The organism is Priestia sp. FW507-14D1A (genome assembly GCF_058781295.1).
On record NZ_JBYSWQ010000005.1, the window covers coordinates 78,561 to 94,011 of the forward strand.

Annotated in this window: 16 protein-coding genes; 11 read left to right on the top strand and 5 right to left on the bottom strand. The window is 37.9% G+C overall.

Annotated elements, in window-relative coordinates; genetic code table 11:
- The first annotated feature begins 5 nt into the window (after positions 1-5).
- From AC3WJG_RS17970 to AC3WJG_RS17990, 5 genes are all read left to right on the top strand, one after another.
- Complete coding sequence (locus AC3WJG_RS17970; RefSeq protein ID WP_098525134.1) at positions 6-965, top strand: shikimate dehydrogenase family protein; 960 nt, start codon at positions 6-8, stop codon at positions 963-965.
- 108 nt (positions 966-1,073) lie between these two features.
- On the top strand, positions 1,074-1,340 hold the full coding sequence (locus AC3WJG_RS17975; RefSeq protein ID WP_492588452.1) for a hypothetical protein: 267 nt from the start codon (positions 1,074-1,076) through the stop codon (positions 1,338-1,340).
- Positions 1,341-1,352: 12 nt separating this feature from the next.
- The gene (locus tag AC3WJG_RS17980; RefSeq protein ID WP_492588488.1) at positions 1,353-1,799 is read left to right on the top strand and encodes a glucosamine-6-phosphate deaminase; all 447 of its coding nucleotides are present in this window, start codon (positions 1,353-1,355) and stop codon (positions 1,797-1,799) included.
- Between the two features lie 88 nt (positions 1,800-1,887).
- Entirely contained in the window at positions 1,888-3,237 is a 1,350-nt protein-coding gene (gene fucP / locus AC3WJG_RS17985; protein WP_098658464.1) for an L-fucose:H+ symporter permease, read from the top strand.
- A gap of 149 nt (positions 3,238-3,386) precedes the next feature.
- Positions 3,387-4,289: a GNAT family N-acetyltransferase gene (locus AC3WJG_RS17990; protein WP_098658463.1), complete on the top strand. Its 903-nt coding sequence runs from the start codon at positions 3,387-3,389 to the stop codon at positions 4,287-4,289.
- Between the two features lie 20 nt (positions 4,290-4,309).
- Here the strand turns inward: AC3WJG_RS17990 and AC3WJG_RS17995 are convergent, their stop codons facing one another.
- Together AC3WJG_RS17995 and AC3WJG_RS18000 are read right to left on the bottom strand one after the other, a co-directional pair.
- The gene (locus AC3WJG_RS17995) at positions 4,310-4,858 is read right to left on the bottom strand and encodes a DUF4825 domain-containing protein (RefSeq protein WP_028408737.1); all 549 of its coding nucleotides are present in this window, start codon (positions 4,856-4,858) and stop codon (positions 4,310-4,312) included.
- An 83-nt stretch (positions 4,859-4,941) separates the two neighbouring features.
- On the bottom strand, positions 4,942-5,673 hold the full coding sequence (locus AC3WJG_RS18000) for a ZIP family metal transporter (protein WP_028408736.1): 732 nt from the start codon (positions 5,671-5,673) through the stop codon (positions 4,942-4,944).
- 285 nt (positions 5,674-5,958) lie between these two features.
- Here AC3WJG_RS18000 and AC3WJG_RS18005 point away from each other — a divergent pair, with 285 nt between their 5' ends.
- On the top strand, positions 5,959-7,170 hold the full coding sequence (locus AC3WJG_RS18005; protein ID WP_098658462.1) for a cytochrome P450: 1,212 nt from the start codon (positions 5,959-5,961) through the stop codon (positions 7,168-7,170).
- Between the two features lie 29 nt (positions 7,171-7,199).
- On the opposite strand, the gene AC3WJG_RS18010 is transcribed toward AC3WJG_RS18005, so the two are convergent.
- Positions 7,200-7,778 (bottom strand): LOG family protein, encoded by a 579-nt coding sequence (locus AC3WJG_RS18010; RefSeq protein ID WP_028408734.1) that lies wholly within the window; start codon positions 7,776-7,778, stop codon positions 7,200-7,202.
- A 309-nt stretch (positions 7,779-8,087) separates the two neighbouring features.
- Here AC3WJG_RS18010 and AC3WJG_RS18015 point away from each other — a divergent pair, with 309 nt between their 5' ends.
- The 3 genes from AC3WJG_RS18015 (at position 8,088) to AC3WJG_RS18025 (ending at position 11,419) form a co-directional block, all read left to right on the top strand.
- Complete coding sequence (locus AC3WJG_RS18015) at positions 8,088-9,419, top strand: NAD-dependent malic enzyme (RefSeq protein ID WP_014460373.1); 1,332 nt, start codon at positions 8,088-8,090, stop codon at positions 9,417-9,419.
- 142 nt (positions 9,420-9,561) lie between these two features.
- Positions 9,562-10,044, top strand: coding sequence for a PH domain-containing protein (locus AC3WJG_RS18020; protein WP_013056785.1), 483 nt, complete (start codon positions 9,562-9,564; stop codon positions 10,042-10,044).
- Positions 10,037-11,419 (top strand): PH domain-containing protein, encoded by a 1,383-nt coding sequence (locus tag AC3WJG_RS18025; RefSeq protein ID WP_251626176.1) that lies wholly within the window; start codon positions 10,037-10,039, stop codon positions 11,417-11,419. Before AC3WJG_RS18020 ends, AC3WJG_RS18025 begins: the two co-directional genes overlap by 8 nt.
- A 31-nt stretch (positions 11,420-11,450) precedes the next feature.
- On the opposite strand, the gene dsdA is transcribed toward AC3WJG_RS18025, so the two are convergent.
- The gene (dsdA, locus tag AC3WJG_RS18030) at positions 11,451-12,809 is read right to left on the bottom strand and encodes a D-serine ammonia-lyase (RefSeq protein WP_098658461.1); all 1,359 of its coding nucleotides are present in this window, start codon (positions 12,807-12,809) and stop codon (positions 11,451-11,453) included.
- A gap of 162 nt (positions 12,810-12,971) precedes the next feature.
- Here dsdA and AC3WJG_RS18035 point away from each other — a divergent pair, with 162 nt between their 5' ends.
- Both AC3WJG_RS18035 and AC3WJG_RS18040 read left to right on the top strand, forming a co-directional pair.
- Positions 12,972-13,181 (top strand): cysteine-rich CWC family protein, encoded by a 210-nt coding sequence (locus AC3WJG_RS18035; protein ID WP_337134041.1) that lies wholly within the window; start codon positions 12,972-12,974, stop codon positions 13,179-13,181.
- Position 13,182: 1 nt separating this feature from the next.
- On the top strand, positions 13,183-14,121 hold the full coding sequence (locus AC3WJG_RS18040; RefSeq protein WP_337134040.1) for a carbohydrate kinase family protein: 939 nt from the start codon (positions 13,183-13,185) through the stop codon (positions 14,119-14,121).
- 24 nt (positions 14,122-14,145) lie between these two features.
- On the opposite strand, the gene cyoE is transcribed toward AC3WJG_RS18040, so the two are convergent.
- The gene (gene cyoE, locus AC3WJG_RS18045; RefSeq protein ID WP_013056789.1) at positions 14,146-15,063 is read right to left on the bottom strand and encodes a heme o synthase; all 918 of its coding nucleotides are present in this window, start codon (positions 15,061-15,063) and stop codon (positions 14,146-14,148) included.
- Positions 15,064-15,451 lie beyond the last annotated feature (388 nt).

Sequence of the window (15,451 nt, forward strand, 5' to 3'; positions counted from 1 at the left end):
ACACTATGTTAAATCTAGTAAATGCAACCAAACCAACCTTTTATTTTATTGGCGTTACAACAGGACAATCCTCTATCATGAAGCTATTTCCTTTATGGGCTAAATCTCTTTGTATCGATGCGGAGATTAAAGGAATTGATATTGATATTCATGCAAACCGTGAAGTGTACCGTGAAGTGGTAACTTTTTTAAAGAATGATCCTCTGTCGCTGGGAGCATTGGTCACAACACACAAAATTGATCTATATCATGCGGCAAAAGACTTGTTCGATGAGCTTGATCCTTATGCGCTTTTATTTGGAGAGTTATCAAGTATTTCCAAAGGAGACGGAAAGCTGATTGGACATGCTAAGGATCATATCTCTAGCGGGTTAGCCATGGAGGGTTTTCTTCCAAAAGATTATTGGAACAAACATAAGGGGGATGTCCTTATTATGGGAGCTGGCGGAAGTGCCATCGCCATTGCTTCAAACCTAATCCAGGATGCAAAACGTAATGGCATGCCATCTGCTATCTATGTAACAAACCGAAGCCAACCGAGGTTAGATTCAATGCAGAAAATTATCTCGGAAATGTCTACGGATGTACCTATTCAGTATCTTACAGTAGACGAGCCATTTAAAAATGATAAAGTGTTATCTAAACTGAAGCCCTATTCTCTAGTCATTAATGCAACAGGGCTTGGAAAAGATCGACCAGGCTCTCCGCTAAGCAACGAGGCGCTATTTCCTCACAATAGTCTTGTGTGGGAACTGAATTATCGAGGGGATTTGTTGTTTATGCATCAAGCCTTGTCGCAAAAAGATACGCAGTCATTATATGTTGAAGACGGATGGATTTATTTCATACATGGATGGACTCAGGTAATATCAGAAGTGTTCCAAATTCAACTAAACAATGAGCAATTTACTGAAATTGAAAGAATTTCAAGTGAGTTTAATCAATCAAAATTAAGTGGGAAATAAGGGAGTGAGGAGGAAATGTTTCTCCTCTTCACTTACATAAAACAGAGATAACTAAAAATGAAAGCGTTAACAAAAAAAGACTACAAAAAGGTGAAGGATGTGCCTCTTATGAAGATTATACGCACAGAAAATTATGAGGAAATGAGTTACATGGCAGCTGTTGAAGCGGCTAAATGTATAAAAGGAAATCCAGAGTTAGTATTGGGCCTTTCCACAGGAGGAACACCTCTAGGCACGTATAAAAATTTAATTCAGTTATACGAGGAAGGAAAAGTAGATTTTTCAAATGTAACAACATTCAATTTAGATGAATACATCGGTTTGGAGCCAGAGCATTTCCAAAGTTACACGTACTATACATGGGAAAATTTTTAAAAGTACGTAAATATCAAAGCAGAGCAGGTGCATATTCCTTTAGGTATATTTGAGAACGAAGATCAAGCAGTGAAAGAATACAATGAGAAATTAATAAAAGCCAACGGGATTGACGTACAGATATTGGGGGTTGGAAGGAATGGGCACATTGGTTTCAACGAGCCTCAAGATTACTTGCATGGGGCTACACATATTGCTAAGTTAACCAAAGAAACGATACGAGACAACGCTAGGTTTTTTTCGAATATAGAAGATGTCCCTAAAAAAGCAATAGCAATGGGAGTAGGAGATATTTTAAAAGCAAGACACATTATCTTTATCGCCAGTGGTCATGAAAAAGCAGAGGCTGTTTATCAAACGTTACATGGACATATTACAACAAGATGTCCCTCTTCTCTTCTTCAGTTACATCCTAACGTCACAGTTATTGTAGACAAAGAAGCAGCCGCGTTACTTTAGATGTCAAGGAGTATTTTAACAGCATAGGTGAACACAGAAGCAAGTGGATTTGTAAAGAAATGATGAGTGATAATAGGGAGGCTTTACAATGAAACATAAAAATTTAGTTCAAATGCCTAATGGGTATCTTAATCGAACGCCTATCTTTCAATTTATTTTACTTTCTATTCTTTTCCCACTTTGGGGAGCAGCCGCGAGTTTAAATGATATTTTAATTGCTCAGTTTAAAAGTGTGTTTACTCTTAGCGACTTTGCAACGGCTTTTGTGCAAAGTGCTTTCTACGGGGGATATTTTTTAATTGCTATTCCAGCTTCGTTAATTATTAAGAAAACAAATTATAAGCTGGCTGTTATTACAGGACTAATCTTCTATATTATAGGTTGTTCACTGTTTTTTCCTGCTTCTCATATGGCTACCTATTCTATGTTTTTATGCGCAATTTTTGCAATCGCCATTGGTTTAGGTTTTCTTGAAACATCAGCTAATACGTATAGCTCCATGATGGGACCTAGGGAATCCGCAGTGCTACGCCTTAATATCAGTCAGACGTTTACCCCTATCGGATCTCTTTTAGGAATTGTACTTGGCAAGTATTTAATATTTCAAGAAGGGGAAAGCCTTGATAATCAGCTTGCTAAAATGAGCTCGGAAGAAGCACATATCTTTGGCCTTAAAATGTTACAGCATACGCTGCAGCCTTATAAATATATGATTTTAGTTCTTATTGCCGTACTGGTACTTTTTCTTATAACGAAATATCCTTCATGTAAAGCTCAAATAGAGAAGAACGAGGTAGGGCAAAAAAGCGAATTGATAAAAACGCTAAAGTATTTAGGGGGGAATTCGCGTTTTCGTAAAGGTATCATAGCCCAATTTCTATACGTAGGGATGCAGGTAGCTGTATGGTCATTTACCATCAGATTGGCCTTAGACCTTAATTCTGAAATTAATGAGCGAAGCGCATCAAATTTCATGATCTATAGTTTTATTGCTTTTTTTGTTGGGAAATTCGTAGCTAATCTATTGATGACACGTTTTTCAGCCAAAAAAGTGTTGGTTATCTATTCAATCATTGGTACGCTTTTACTTGCGTATACGTCGTTTGCATCCAGTACGATGGCTGTATATGCAGCTGTTGCTGTAAGCATGCTTTTTGGTCCATGCTGGGCAACAATCTATAGTGAAACGTTAGAAATAGTAGAAGAAAAACAGCATACGGAAGTCGCAGGAGCTATTCTAGTTATGGCTATTGTAGGAGGAGCTGTTATTCCTGCCGTTCAAGGACTTGTATCAGACTTAACAGGGTCGCTTCAACTCGCTTTTTTAGTTCCGACGGCATGTTTTATCTATGTAGGATATTATTTTTATAGTGGTGTAAACAAACTTGAGAAAGTAAAAAAACTAATGAATGAAGATCAAATTAATTCAGCTAAATAGAAATCGATTTTATAAACAAGGAATTTTACGTTTTTCATCGAATACAATGTAAATTGCCTTAAGTTAAAAAGAAAACTGCTTTGGAAGCAGTTTTCTTTTTTTACTTTAATTATTTATTACTATCTTTTTAAAAAAGGAAGGAATGTCCCGTGATTATAATTAAGCCTCTAAGCCAGTGTTCTTTTTCTGATGCGCTAGAAGCATTTAATAAGGGTTTTGAAGATTATTATCTTCCGATTGAGCTGTCACTAGATCAATTCACTTGTAGATTTGGTTTCGATCAGCTATCTGTCGACCATTCTTTTATGGCTTTTTATAATAATACACCAGCTGGAATTATGTTAAATGGAATAAAAAAGGTCAAGGGAAAAAAACATGCTTGGAATGGAGGTACAAGCGTAGCCCTACCTTACCGAAAAATGGGAATTGGAGAAGGCTTACTAAAAGCTACACTTGAAAGCTACCAGCAGCAAGGAGTAGTGGAAGCCAGTCTGGAAGCATTTAAAGTGAATGAAAAAGCCATTCATCTTTATCAGAAATACGGATATGAGATTGTAGATACGCTTTTATTTCTAAAGCATAGAGGTAGTTTTTACGCTTCTCTACTTAAAAAGAAGAATCAGCTTACGTATTCGTTAAAGCGAAGACTTGCAAAAGATATTCAAAACCTACCCTTTTATACATACGACGTTCCGTGGAAAAATCAATTTGACTGTATTCGTGATGGAGAATCGTTTATTGCGTTGAATGAAAAAAACGAAGAAGTTGGCTATCTGTTATTTCAAAAGAATTTTTCTTCCATAGGCATCGTGAATTCCGTTACTTTTTATCAAGGAAGTGTTAAGGAACATATCTCAAATTCAGAGGACGTTCTGGGCTTTTTATTAGCAACCATTTTTAATATGTATGGACCAATTGCTTACAATACATATAATGTACCTGAAAAAAGAAATAGCTTACTCGTGAAAATGTTAAAATCATTTGGTTTTCAAGATTTATATACAGATGAAGGAATCAAACTTGAGCAGGTGTTTATGAAAAAACAACTTTAAAAAGCGGCCGTGGGCCGCTTTTACTGCATTTCTGTAATTGGATGTGCATCATAAAATTCCTCGATTTTTTCTTGCTGTCCTTCGAATTTTTCTTTCCATACTTGTTTCACGTCATTATAATTCCAAAGATCTCTTCCGTAGAAGTCCGTTAACTCTTTTCGAGTAATGGTGATTGTCTGAGGAACAGTCGTATTAATAGTAAAGTGAACGCTGTCAGCATTTTGTACGGCAGAAAGTAAGATGGTTGCGTTATGTAAAAGTATGCGTTTGGTTTTAACAGACGTCCAGCTTTTTTCAAACGTATGCTGATTATTATTTATTGCAGCGTAATTAATTGCTAAGTAATAAGGTTTTTGCGTATCTTGAAAGGCTATACCTTTTAAATAAACGTGTCCCGGAAGCTTATTTGTAATTTCCTCTACTGAAGCCTCATGTTTTGAAGAAGAAGTATGTTGAATAGATGAAGCAGAGACTCTTTCGGCAGACAGATTATTATGAGGTGCATAAGCACACCCTGATAGGCAAGTGAGTACTGTGCAAAGTGTAAGAGAAGCATATATTTTTTTCATAATGGTAACTCCTTTTGTTTATATCTACTTGTAAAGACGAAAGGCCTATATATTTTGTTTCATACAAAATATAAGTTTATTCACTAAAAAGACAGATAATCCAAAATAATAGAAGTTAATAACCCTAATGAAGCAATAAAACCAATAACAGGACCACCTTCTTCAAAAGCTTCTGGCAACATCGTCGAAGCAACCATTGCCACAATTCCACCACCGGCGAATGAGGCAATAAAACCCATCATGTTTGGGGTAGCATTTTGAAGAAATAGATATCCAATCCAAGAACAAAGAGCCGATATAAAGAAGACAGAAAGCCATAATGAAAAAATTTTCTTTTGCTTATATTGGCTTTTTAGCAGTCCGCTTGTCCCGGAGATTCCTTCGGGTATATTGCTGATAAAAATAGAAACAACAAGCAGCCAGCTAACGTGGTGCTGTTCAATCAAACTTGCGCCAATCATCAGTGACTCAGGTATAGCATCCATAATGGTACCAATAAAAATGGCTAGTCCCGAGCTAGCGGGGACAAGGTGGTCCGAACGTTTTCTTTTGTGAGCGCCTTTTTTAGCTAAGGAGATGTCAAGAAGAGTAAAAAGTGCTGCGCCTGTTAAAAAGCCTAAAGAAGAAGCAATGATTCCCGCTTCTTTTACCGAATCTTGAATTAGCTCGTAAGCAGCAGCTCCTAACAAAACGCCCGTGCCAAAAGCCATAATATAAGCAGTCAACTGTTTTTTTAAAGGTACAAAAATAGCTATAATAGCTCCAATTAATACAGCTGAGCCTGAGACACCACCCCACATAAGGGCATCTATCACATGAGATCCCTACTTTCTTACGTACTTACTTGTAGTGTAACCATCTCTATGATTATTATGAAACGCGATAAATGAACTAAAAAAATGGAAAATAATAACTGATTTAGGCCTTAAATAAAATAAGTCTTCTGTATAATTGACAAAATTTTCTGATTATGTCCGTTGAAAGTGAAAAAACCTTGTGATAGTCTGATCAAAAGATACAAAGATGGAAAAAAATTCTTTGATCTGTAGAAGATTAAAAAACTTAACGAGGTCACTTTTAAACGAAAGAAGGAATACGAGATGAATTCAAAAGCAGTAAAAAGAGAAAATCGCTATGCTAACTTGATTCCTATGCAAGAAATCCAATCCGTTGAACAGCAGCTTTACCCATTTGATATTTATAACAGTCTGCGTCAAGAGGCCCCTATTCGTTATGATGAAAGCCGAAACTGCTGGGATGTATTTGATTATGAAACAGTAAAGTATATTTTAAAAAAACCGTCGCTTTTTTCATCCAAACGAGCAATGGAAGAACGCCAAGAAAGTATTTTAATGATGGACCCTCCAAAACATACAAAGTTACGAAACTTAGTAAACAAAGCTTTTACGCCAAGAGCTATTCAGCACTTGGAGGGTCATATTGAAGAGATTGCCGATTATTTATTAGATCAAGTAAGCAGCAAAAAAAAGTTTGATATAGTAGAAGACTTTGCTGGACCACTCCCGATTATTGTAATAGCAGAGCTGCTAGGAGTACCAATTCAAGACCGAGAACTGTTTAAAAAATACTCCGATGACTTAGTGAGCGGTGCTGAAAATAATTCAGACGAAGCTTTTGCAAAAATGATGCAAAAGCGTAATGAAGGCGTGATTTTTTTACAAGGGTATTTTAAAGAAATTATCGCGGAGCGTCAGCGAAATAAACAAGAAGATCTCATTTCGCTTCTTTTAGAAGCAGAAATCGACGGCGAGCATTTAACAGAAGAGGAAGTGCTGGGGTTTTGTATTTTATTGCTAGTAGCAGGCAATGAGACAACCACAAACTTAATTACGAACGGAGTTCGGTATATGACAGAAGACGTAGACGTGCAGAATGAAGTTCGCCGAGACATATCGCTAGTTCCGAACCTGGTAGAAGAAACGCTTCGCTATTATCCTCCTATTCAAGCGATTGGACGCATAGCTGCTGAAGATGTAGAACTTGGAGAGTGTAAGATTAAAAAAGGGCAGCAGGTAATTAGCTGGGCAGCAAGTGCAAATAGGGATTCAGCTAAGTTTGAACGGCCTGACACTTTTGTCGTGCATCGTAAAACAAATCCTCACGTGAGCTTTGGATTCGGCATCCATTTTTGCTTAGGAGCACCGCTAGCAAGAATGGAAGGGAAAATTGCTTTTACTAAGTTACTAGAGAAAGGCGAGTTTTTAAAAGTTGAGAATCAGTCTTTAAAGCCAATAGGCAGCCCTTTTGTTTTTGGCGTAAAAAAATATGAGATTACTTTTAATAAAGCTTAAAAAGCGAGCGCAAATTATGCGCTTGCTTTTTAGCGTTCAGTGTTCCATTTTTGGTCCTCTGAAGGGGACGTGTACGTGTCCATTGAAGAGATAAGCTGTTCAGGAGTATCAGAAATATTGATGAGACGAATAGCAGAATCTGTAGAAAACCCTTCATCTACGGCATGCTGAACCATTTGCATAAGCGGGTTGTAGTAGCCGTTCACATTTAATAACCCTACTGGTTTTTTATGTATACCAATTTGAGCCCAGCAGAGAGCCTCAAACAACTCTTCAAATGTCCCGAAACCTCCAGGAAGCGCAATATAACCATCAGCTAACTCGTGCATAGTTGCCTTTCGCTCATGCATGCTCTCTACTTCGATGAGTTCTGTCAGCGCGGTATGAACAATTTCACCGCTAAACAAACCGCGGGGCATAATGCCGATGACTTCGCCTCCATGCTGAAGCATTTCATTTGCGACTTCTCCCATCAGGCCCATTCGTGAGCCTCCGTAAATCAGCCGGTATTTTTTTTGGGCCATGTAGCGTCCTAGCGAGACGGCTGCCTCTTTATATTCGGTTTTTATTCCAGCGCTTGATCCTGCAAATATACAAATTGATTTCAACTGCTTCACTCCTTTGTTTCTTTTCTATATAAGTCTTTTCTGTTTATGAAGAACAAATTCCTTCTTAATAATTTATGAATTTTCACAATGTCATCGCTTGATTATTCTAAAAACTTTGCTTATAATCAAAGCGAAACGTCTGTTTGAAAGCGTTATCTATTGTTCTTCTTTTAATGGAAAAGACAGTACGTATGGATCTACTTGTAAGATAAGTAGGTAACATGAACTCATAGGAAATTTGACCGTTTTAAACGCTTCATTTAGTAAGTATACGCACTTGCAGGATTAAGACAAGGGGGATATGGGGATATGATGAACAATTTAATACGCACATTAATGGTACAAACACCGACCGTACCAGGAAACTTAGGAAGAGTAGCAACAGCTATCGGAAATGTTGGAGGAGACATTGGCGAGGTTGAAACCGTTAAAGTAGGACATAACTACACCATGAGAAGCATTACGGTTCAAGTAGAAAGTGAAGACCAGCTTGAGGAATTGCTTGAAGCGGTTCGCAGTTTAGAAGGCATTACTTTACATACAGTATCAGATGAAGTTCTTCATGCGCATGAAGGCGGCAAAATTCAAATGAAAAGCAAAATGAAAATTGAGTCGATCGCTGACTTAAGAAGAGTATATACACCAGGTGTAGCAAACGTTTGCCGTGCTATTCAAGAACAGCCCGACAAAGCTAAAATTTATACGAGCATTGGAAACACGGTTGCGATTGTAACAGATGGTACCGCTATACTAGGGTTGGGAAATATTGGTCCAGTTGCAGGAATGCCTGTTATGGAAGGAAAAGCTGCGTTATTTGATCAACTTGCCAATGTAAACGCTATCCCTATTTTGTTGAATGTAAATGAGCCGGAAGAAATCATTCAAACGGTTAAAAATATTTCACCGGGATTTGGCGGCATTTTACTAGAAGATATAGGGTCGCCTCACTGCTTTGAAATTGAAGAACGTTTAAAAGAAGAGCTCGATATTCCAGTTATGCATGATGATCAGCACGGAACAGCAGTTGTGACGCTAGCAGCAGCTATCTCAGCTTGTCGCAGCACAGGTGTGAATTTGAAAGAAGCAAAAGTAGGACAAATCGGCTTAGGAGCTGCCGGCATCGCTACTTGCAGAATGTTCATGGCTTACGGTGTCAAACAGGTGATAGGAGCTGATAAGTCTCCTGAAGCGAATGAGCGCTTAGTCAGCTACGGTGGAAAAGTAGCGGATTCATTAGAAGAGCTTATGGAGAACTGTGACATTGTTATTGCGACAACAGGTGTACCTGGCTTAATACAAAAAGAATGGATCCGAAAAGGGCAAATCATTCTAGCACTTTCTAATCCAAAGCCAGAAATTGAACCTGAAGATGCACTTGAAGCAGGAGCTATTTACGCTACTGACGGAAGGTCAGTGAATAATGTACTTGGCTTCCCAGGTATTTTCAGAGGAGTGTTAAATGCGGGGGTGCGTGATATTACGCATACGATGCTTGTAGCTGCAGCTGAAGCCATTGCAAATTCAACGCGTCCAGGCGATTTAGTTCCTCATCCTCTTAATCTAGCTGTACATGAAGCAGTATCTGAAGCAGTTGAAAGAGCTGCTGTTGTACACGGAGAGAAAGACGGTGTTTATCGATAACAAACAAGGCTGCCTCGAAATAGGCAGCCTTGTTTGTTTTTTATCAAAAAATAATAAGAAAATAGCAAACTATGAAACTTTTTTCCTTTTTTAACGTAATATAGTAATAGAAATAGTAAAAAAGGTAGAGAAAGGAGTTTTTATGGAGTTTGAACATTTAAAGGGCAAATTGCCCCTCGAGGCTAAAAAAGCGATGCGCTGGCAATCCATTTTTACGCATAGCCTATGGCTTCTTGCAACAGCGGGTTATTTTCTACTCGTTCATTTTTTTGATTGGTGGTCAATTATTGGATGGATATCAGCTGGACTATTAGTCGTGAGCTTTATCATATATACAATTATAGCTCCAAATGTATATATGAATGTATATTCATATGAAGTCACAGATACTCAAATTGATGTACAAAGAGGGCTATTCATCTGGTATCATACGAAAATTCCGCTTGTGAAAGTGCAGCACGTTGAAACATTGACAGGGCCGATTTTTCGAAAATTTGACTTGGCATCTGTTAAAATCATTACAGCAGCTGGAAGCGTCGAAATTCCTGCACTTGTACAAAGAGATGCTGAAGCACTGCGAGAGTATATTGCTAGACTAGCAGAGGTAGATGATGAAGATGAGTAAGCGGCTGCATCCGCTATATATTGCAATAGCATTTATTGAACATATAAAAAATAATATCCTGCCTTTTGTGTTTGTATTTATCGTCAATCGGCACCTATTGTTTACATATTGGTGGGCAACGCTATTAGCGGGAGGCGTAGTTGCTTTATTTGCTTTTTTTACTTGGAAGGAATTTCGTTATGAAGTAACGGAAACGGAAGTGCGTCTGTATAAAGGGATTTTTAAAAAAGAAAAACGATTTATTCAACGAAATCGCATTCAATCGATTCAGTTAGATCAGCCGTTTGTTTTTAGAATTCTTCGCTTAGCCCGGCTTCGTATTGACACGGCCAGCAGCGGTACGGATGCTGAAATTGATTTATCTGGTATTTCACTAAAAGAAGCGCACCATCTTAAAGATACGTTAAAGCTTTCGGGGAGTCAGCCGGAAATAAGGGAAAAAAGTCCTGAACGTACGATGAAAGTGTCGGTGAAACAGCTGGCGTTAGCTGCTGCGTTTTCCGGGAATTTTGGGTATATATTTGCTGCTCTTGGTTTTCTCTATCAGTATATTGATACGTATATCAACCGCTGGGTGAAGACAGCTTACGAAGAAGTGATTCATCAATCGATGTTTGGTTTATTTGTATTAGTGGCTGTAATTGTGGTGCTTGCTTATTTGCTGTCTATTGTTTTATATGTAATACGGTTTGGCGGTTTTACAGTAGAGCGCTACGATCATTATCTACATATTAAATACGGATTGTTAAATAAGAAATCCCTTACGATTCCTTTTCATAAAATACAGGCTGTTACGATAGAGGAAGGGTTGGTTCGACGCTTATTTGGATGGTCTTCCGTTTCGTTAAACGTCGTAACCTCTGATTTAAAAGAAAAGGTCTATTTACACCCGTTTATCCAGCAAAAAAAGATTGCAGCGTTAATGAACGTATATGTGCCGCACTATGAATATGTAAGGTGTCCAAGAAATACAGCGATTCAATATGCGTGGTATCCATTACTATTACCGGCCTTGTTATTTGCGGCAGCAGGGATTGGCATTAGCTTTTGGAAATCAATGTTTGTGTGGATTATTGCTGTGCTATGCCTTGTATACGTACTTATTCACTGGTTGGGCTATCGCCAAGGTGGCTTGATGATGAACGATGTATTTGTCAGTATTCGATCGCAGTTTTTAACACGAAAAACAACGATTATTAGAAGGAAGAAAATAGAAGAAATTGAGGTGTTTGCAGGAACCTTTTTATGGAAAAAAGGATACAGGAAAATAAAAATTGCAACTATGGGTACAAGCGGCAGCTATAAGTCCGGATATTTTCCATTTGAGATTTGGCATCCTATCTTTCTGCAAGCTACTTCGGCTAAAAAGGCATGAAGAACATCATTGTTCTCCATGCCTTTTGACGTTATCTATTCATTAAATTTTTCCCTTGCTCGTAATAGCTGTTCATCACCTCAACTGGCACCATACTGCCTCCAGTTGACCATACAAGATGAGTAGCTTTTGACATATCGTTTTCTAGTCCTTGCGCTTGTATATAGGAAGACCCGCTTTTCATCAGGTGAAGAGGCCCTTGTAAACCAGCCGCTGCTGAAGGTTCTATATACATATTTTCACGATTGGCTAGCTCATAAATAAATCGGAAAAGCTGATCATCTTCTACGGTATAAATTCCGCTAATAAGCGATTTTACCGTTTCGCCTACAAAGCTAGATGGCCTTCCTACAGCTAGTCCATCGGCAGCTGTTACGTTATCAAGTCCAATATCCGTAACGGAAATGCCATCATGAAGCTCGGTCATTAATCCAAGCAGCATGCAAGGAGAGTGAGTAGGTTCAGCAAAAAAGCAGTGAACGTGATCACCGTATATTGCTTTTAATCCAAACGTAATACCGCCAGGACCTCCGCCTACTCCGCAAGGTAAATAGACAAATAAAGGGTGTTCGGCGTCTACTTGAATCTGCTGCTCGGCTAGCTGCTTTTTCAAACGTAAAGCCGCAACGGAATAACCAAGAAATAAATCTCTAGACTGCTCATCGTCAATAAAATGACAGGCGGGGTCTGCTTCGGCTTGCTTTCGTCCTTCTTCCACGGCTTTTCCGTAGTCAGACTGATATTCAATAACGGTTACACCTTTAGAACGAAGCAGATCTTTTTTCCATTTTTTAGCGTCCGCTGACATATGGACAGTGACGTTAAAGCCGAGAGTAGCGCTCATAATACCAATGCTTAAACCTAAATTACCGGTAGATCCTACTGCAATAGAATAAGAAGAAAATAACTTTTTACATCGGTCTTCAGCTAGAAGAGCGTAGCTGTCTTCCTCGGTAAGCAGTCCTTCTTTGATAGCAAGACTTTCAGCAAATTTTAATACTTCATAAATGCCGCCTCTTGCTTTAATAGAACCTGATATGGGAAGAGCGTGATCGCATTTCATCAATAATTTTCCTTGCAGCATGTTATTCATTTGTTGATTTAAATAGTCTTTCATGTATGCAACTTCTTGAAGAGGTGATTCAATGATTCCTTTTGATGCTTTCAGCTCAGGAAAAGCGATTTGAAGAAAAGAAGAAAAGCGAGAAAGTCGTTCTTTTGCATCTTTTATATCTTTGGTATGTAAAGAAAGAGAAGAAAGTGCTTCTTGAGCAGGTTTTATATAAGGATTTATCCAAAGTATTTCCCGTTTATTGATTAAAGGTGTTAATAAAGGATATTCATGCATCCATGTAGCAAGGGGTTTTTGGTGAAATAAATTTGTCGTCATAAAGGCTCCTTTCGCAATATGTTATTTCCTTTATATGTATAGTACCAGGAATAGAAGAAGTTGAAAAAGAAAATATCAAAAAGCAGAAAGCGCATTTTAACCACCTCTTGTATACTAATAAAGATAATCTATACAACTGCATAGAAAAAAGGAGAGGAATTCATGGCATTTTCAGGCGATGATAGCAGATGTCCTATCTGCGGAGAAAAAAATAACTGTGCTTCTGTACAAGATAGAGAAATAGAAAAGTGTTGGTGTATGCAGAAAGTTTTTACCCCTGATCTGTTTAAACAAATTCCTTTAGAAAGCAGAGGAAAAGCGTGTGTATGTGTCAAATGCGTTGGGAGACAGAAGAAAGAAGGTGAGGATTAACTTGAAAAAAGGAATTATTTCATACGGTGAGGCATTTATTGATTATATTGCTAAAAACGAATTTAACACTAGCTTTACCCCTTTTTTAGGAGGTACAACGGTTAATGTAGCAGTCGGAGTTCAGAAGTTAGGAACAAAAGCATATTATATCTGCAAGTTGGGCAGTGACGAAACAAGTGATTTTGTAAGAAAGAATCTTTTAATTGAAGGAGTGAATCAAAGCGGCTGTGTAATATCGGAGATTAAAAAAGTTTGTGAAGTGTATGTACATAAAAGTAAAGAAGGAGATCGCTACTTCCATTCCTACATAGATTCTACACCTCATGAGCAAGTGTATAAACATGAGCTGCAGGAGACTTTATTTGAGCAGGCAGCGATTTTTTATTTTGGATCAGGTACGTTGTTTCATCCAATTTCCCAGGAAACTACAAAAGAAGCTGTGAAGCTCGCAAAAAAACATCGTATGCTTGTAGCGTTTGATCCAAATATTCGAATGAAAAGATGGGAAAGTGAAGCAGCATGTAGAAATATCGTGACACCGTTTTTGTCCGAAACAGACATTTTGAAAATCTCTCAAGATGAGCTCCTATTTTTGATGAATTCAGCAGACCTGACAGAAAGCCTAGAAAAACTGAGAGCGTATCATATTCCGTACGTATGGGTCACTCAGGGAGAAAATGGCGCAGTAGCCGTTACTGCAAATCAAACGCTTCATGTGAGTGCAAAAGAAGTGCAGGTGATAGACACGACGGGAGCGGGTGATGCATTTATGGCAGGAATTTTATGGTGTGTTCACGAAAAAGGATTACCTGAAAGTGAGGAGTCACAGAAGCAGTACACAATGTTTGCTAACGCGTTAGGTGGAGCAGTTTCGGCAAGGTACGGAGGAATGATTTCGCTTAAAGCAAAAGATGTATCTAGTATAAAAGCAGGTAGCTGATAGCTACCTGCTTTTGAACGTTTATTATTTAAAAAATGACAGTATAATCATAAGGGCAAAAATAATCGTAAGATGGTTCAATGAGAACACAAACATTAAAGTAGCCCATTTTGTATCTTCTAATTTTTTAAATCCAACAATCCCAAGAAGCATCCACACTAGTGTTAAACCAAACATTGTAAATGCGATAATTTTACTAAACGATAAAAATAAGAAAGATGCCGCTAGCAAAATAACTAGGTATACAAGCGTTTGGACTTTGGAACGACGGATCCCTTTTACTACAGGAAGCATTGGTACACCTGCGGCTTTATATTCCTCAAGTCTTCTAATCGCAATAGCGTAGAAGTGAGGAGGCTGCCATAAAAACATAAATACAAACAATCCAATGGCTACCGGATGAAATAAGTCTGGTGAGATAGCGGCCCAGCCAATGATTGGAGGCATAGCTCCAGAAATACTTCCGACTTCGGTATTATAAATAGTTGTACGTTTTGTAAGCATAGTATAAGGAACTACATAAAAGAAAAATCCTAAAATACCCATAATGGCGGCCATGTTAGAAACTAAAAATAAAATGCCTACACCGATAACAAATAAAGCCAGTCCTAGCCATAGAGCAAATTTAGGGTTGACCGCTCCTGTTACCGTCGGTCTGTCTTTCGTACGTTTCATGATCGCATCAATATCACGGTCATAGAAGTTATTAACTGCCCCAGCTCCTCCTACGACAAAGGATGTCCCAATTAAAGCCAAAATAATGATAGGAATTTGTGTCACAAAGCTTAAGTCATTAACAGCAATTGCGAGACAAAGCCCAGCAACCATTCCTAGTGAGTTCGATTTAATAATCCCAGTTTTTATAATAGCACTGATTACTTCCCGGGAAAAATACTGATTGATAGGAAGTGATTCCTTTGTGATAACTTCGGTATTTTTCACAGCAATTCTCCTTTTTGAGCTTATTCCTACATGAATAAACCTAATCTTTATTAATCAACTAAACTATTTTAACAAAAAAATATCGTAATTACATCAAGGTTGCTCGTAAAATTTGTTAACATTCCTTGAACTTTTTAAAAAAACAAAGAATAATGTCGAATTACCAATTAAAAATAAGTACATCCTTTATTATAAGATAAAAATGGAATGCTTAAAAATGAAAATTTTGACTATCTGGTGAACTTTTAACGAGCAAGAAACTCGAACTTAATCGTACCATATTTATTGGTAATTGCAATCACATAGTATGTGATGAAAGAAAAGATGTGGTACATTAAAGAAAGAACTAATAAGTTTATTTACTATGTCTTATTCACAAGGAGGATAT

Bases quoted from the DNA above. Each gene is read 5' to 3' on its own strand.
- AC3WJG_RS17970 (WP_098525134.1), top strand. From the start codon at position 6: ATGTTAAATCTAGTAAATGCAACCAAACCAACCTTTTATTTTATTGGC.
- AC3WJG_RS17975 (WP_492588452.1), top strand. From the start codon at position 1,074: ATGAAGATTATACGCACAGAAAATTATGAGGAAATGAGTTACATGGCA.
- fucP (WP_098658464.1), top strand. From the start codon at position 1,888: ATGAAACATAAAAATTTAGTTCAAATGCCTAATGGGTATCTTAATCGA.
- AC3WJG_RS17995 (WP_028408737.1), bottom strand. From the start codon at position 4,858: ATGAAAAAAATATATGCTTCTCTTACACTTTGCACAGTACTCACTTGC.
- AC3WJG_RS18005 (WP_098658462.1), top strand. From the start codon at position 5,959: ATGAATTCAAAAGCAGTAAAAAGAGAAAATCGCTATGCTAACTTGATT.
- AC3WJG_RS18015 (WP_014460373.1), top strand. From the start codon at position 8,088: ATGATGAACAATTTAATACGCACATTAATGGTACAAACACCGACCGTA.
- AC3WJG_RS18020 (WP_013056785.1), top strand. From the start codon at position 9,562: ATGGAGTTTGAACATTTAAAGGGCAAATTGCCCCTCGAGGCTAAAAAA.
- AC3WJG_RS18025 (WP_251626176.1), top strand. From the start codon at position 10,037: ATGAGTAAGCGGCTGCATCCGCTATATATTGCAATAGCATTTATTGAA.
- dsdA (WP_098658461.1), bottom strand. From the start codon at position 12,809: ATGACGACAAATTTATTTCACCAAAAACCCCTTGCTACATGGATGCAT.
- AC3WJG_RS18035 (WP_337134041.1), top strand. From the start codon at position 12,972: ATGGCATTTTCAGGCGATGATAGCAGATGTCCTATCTGCGGAGAAAAA.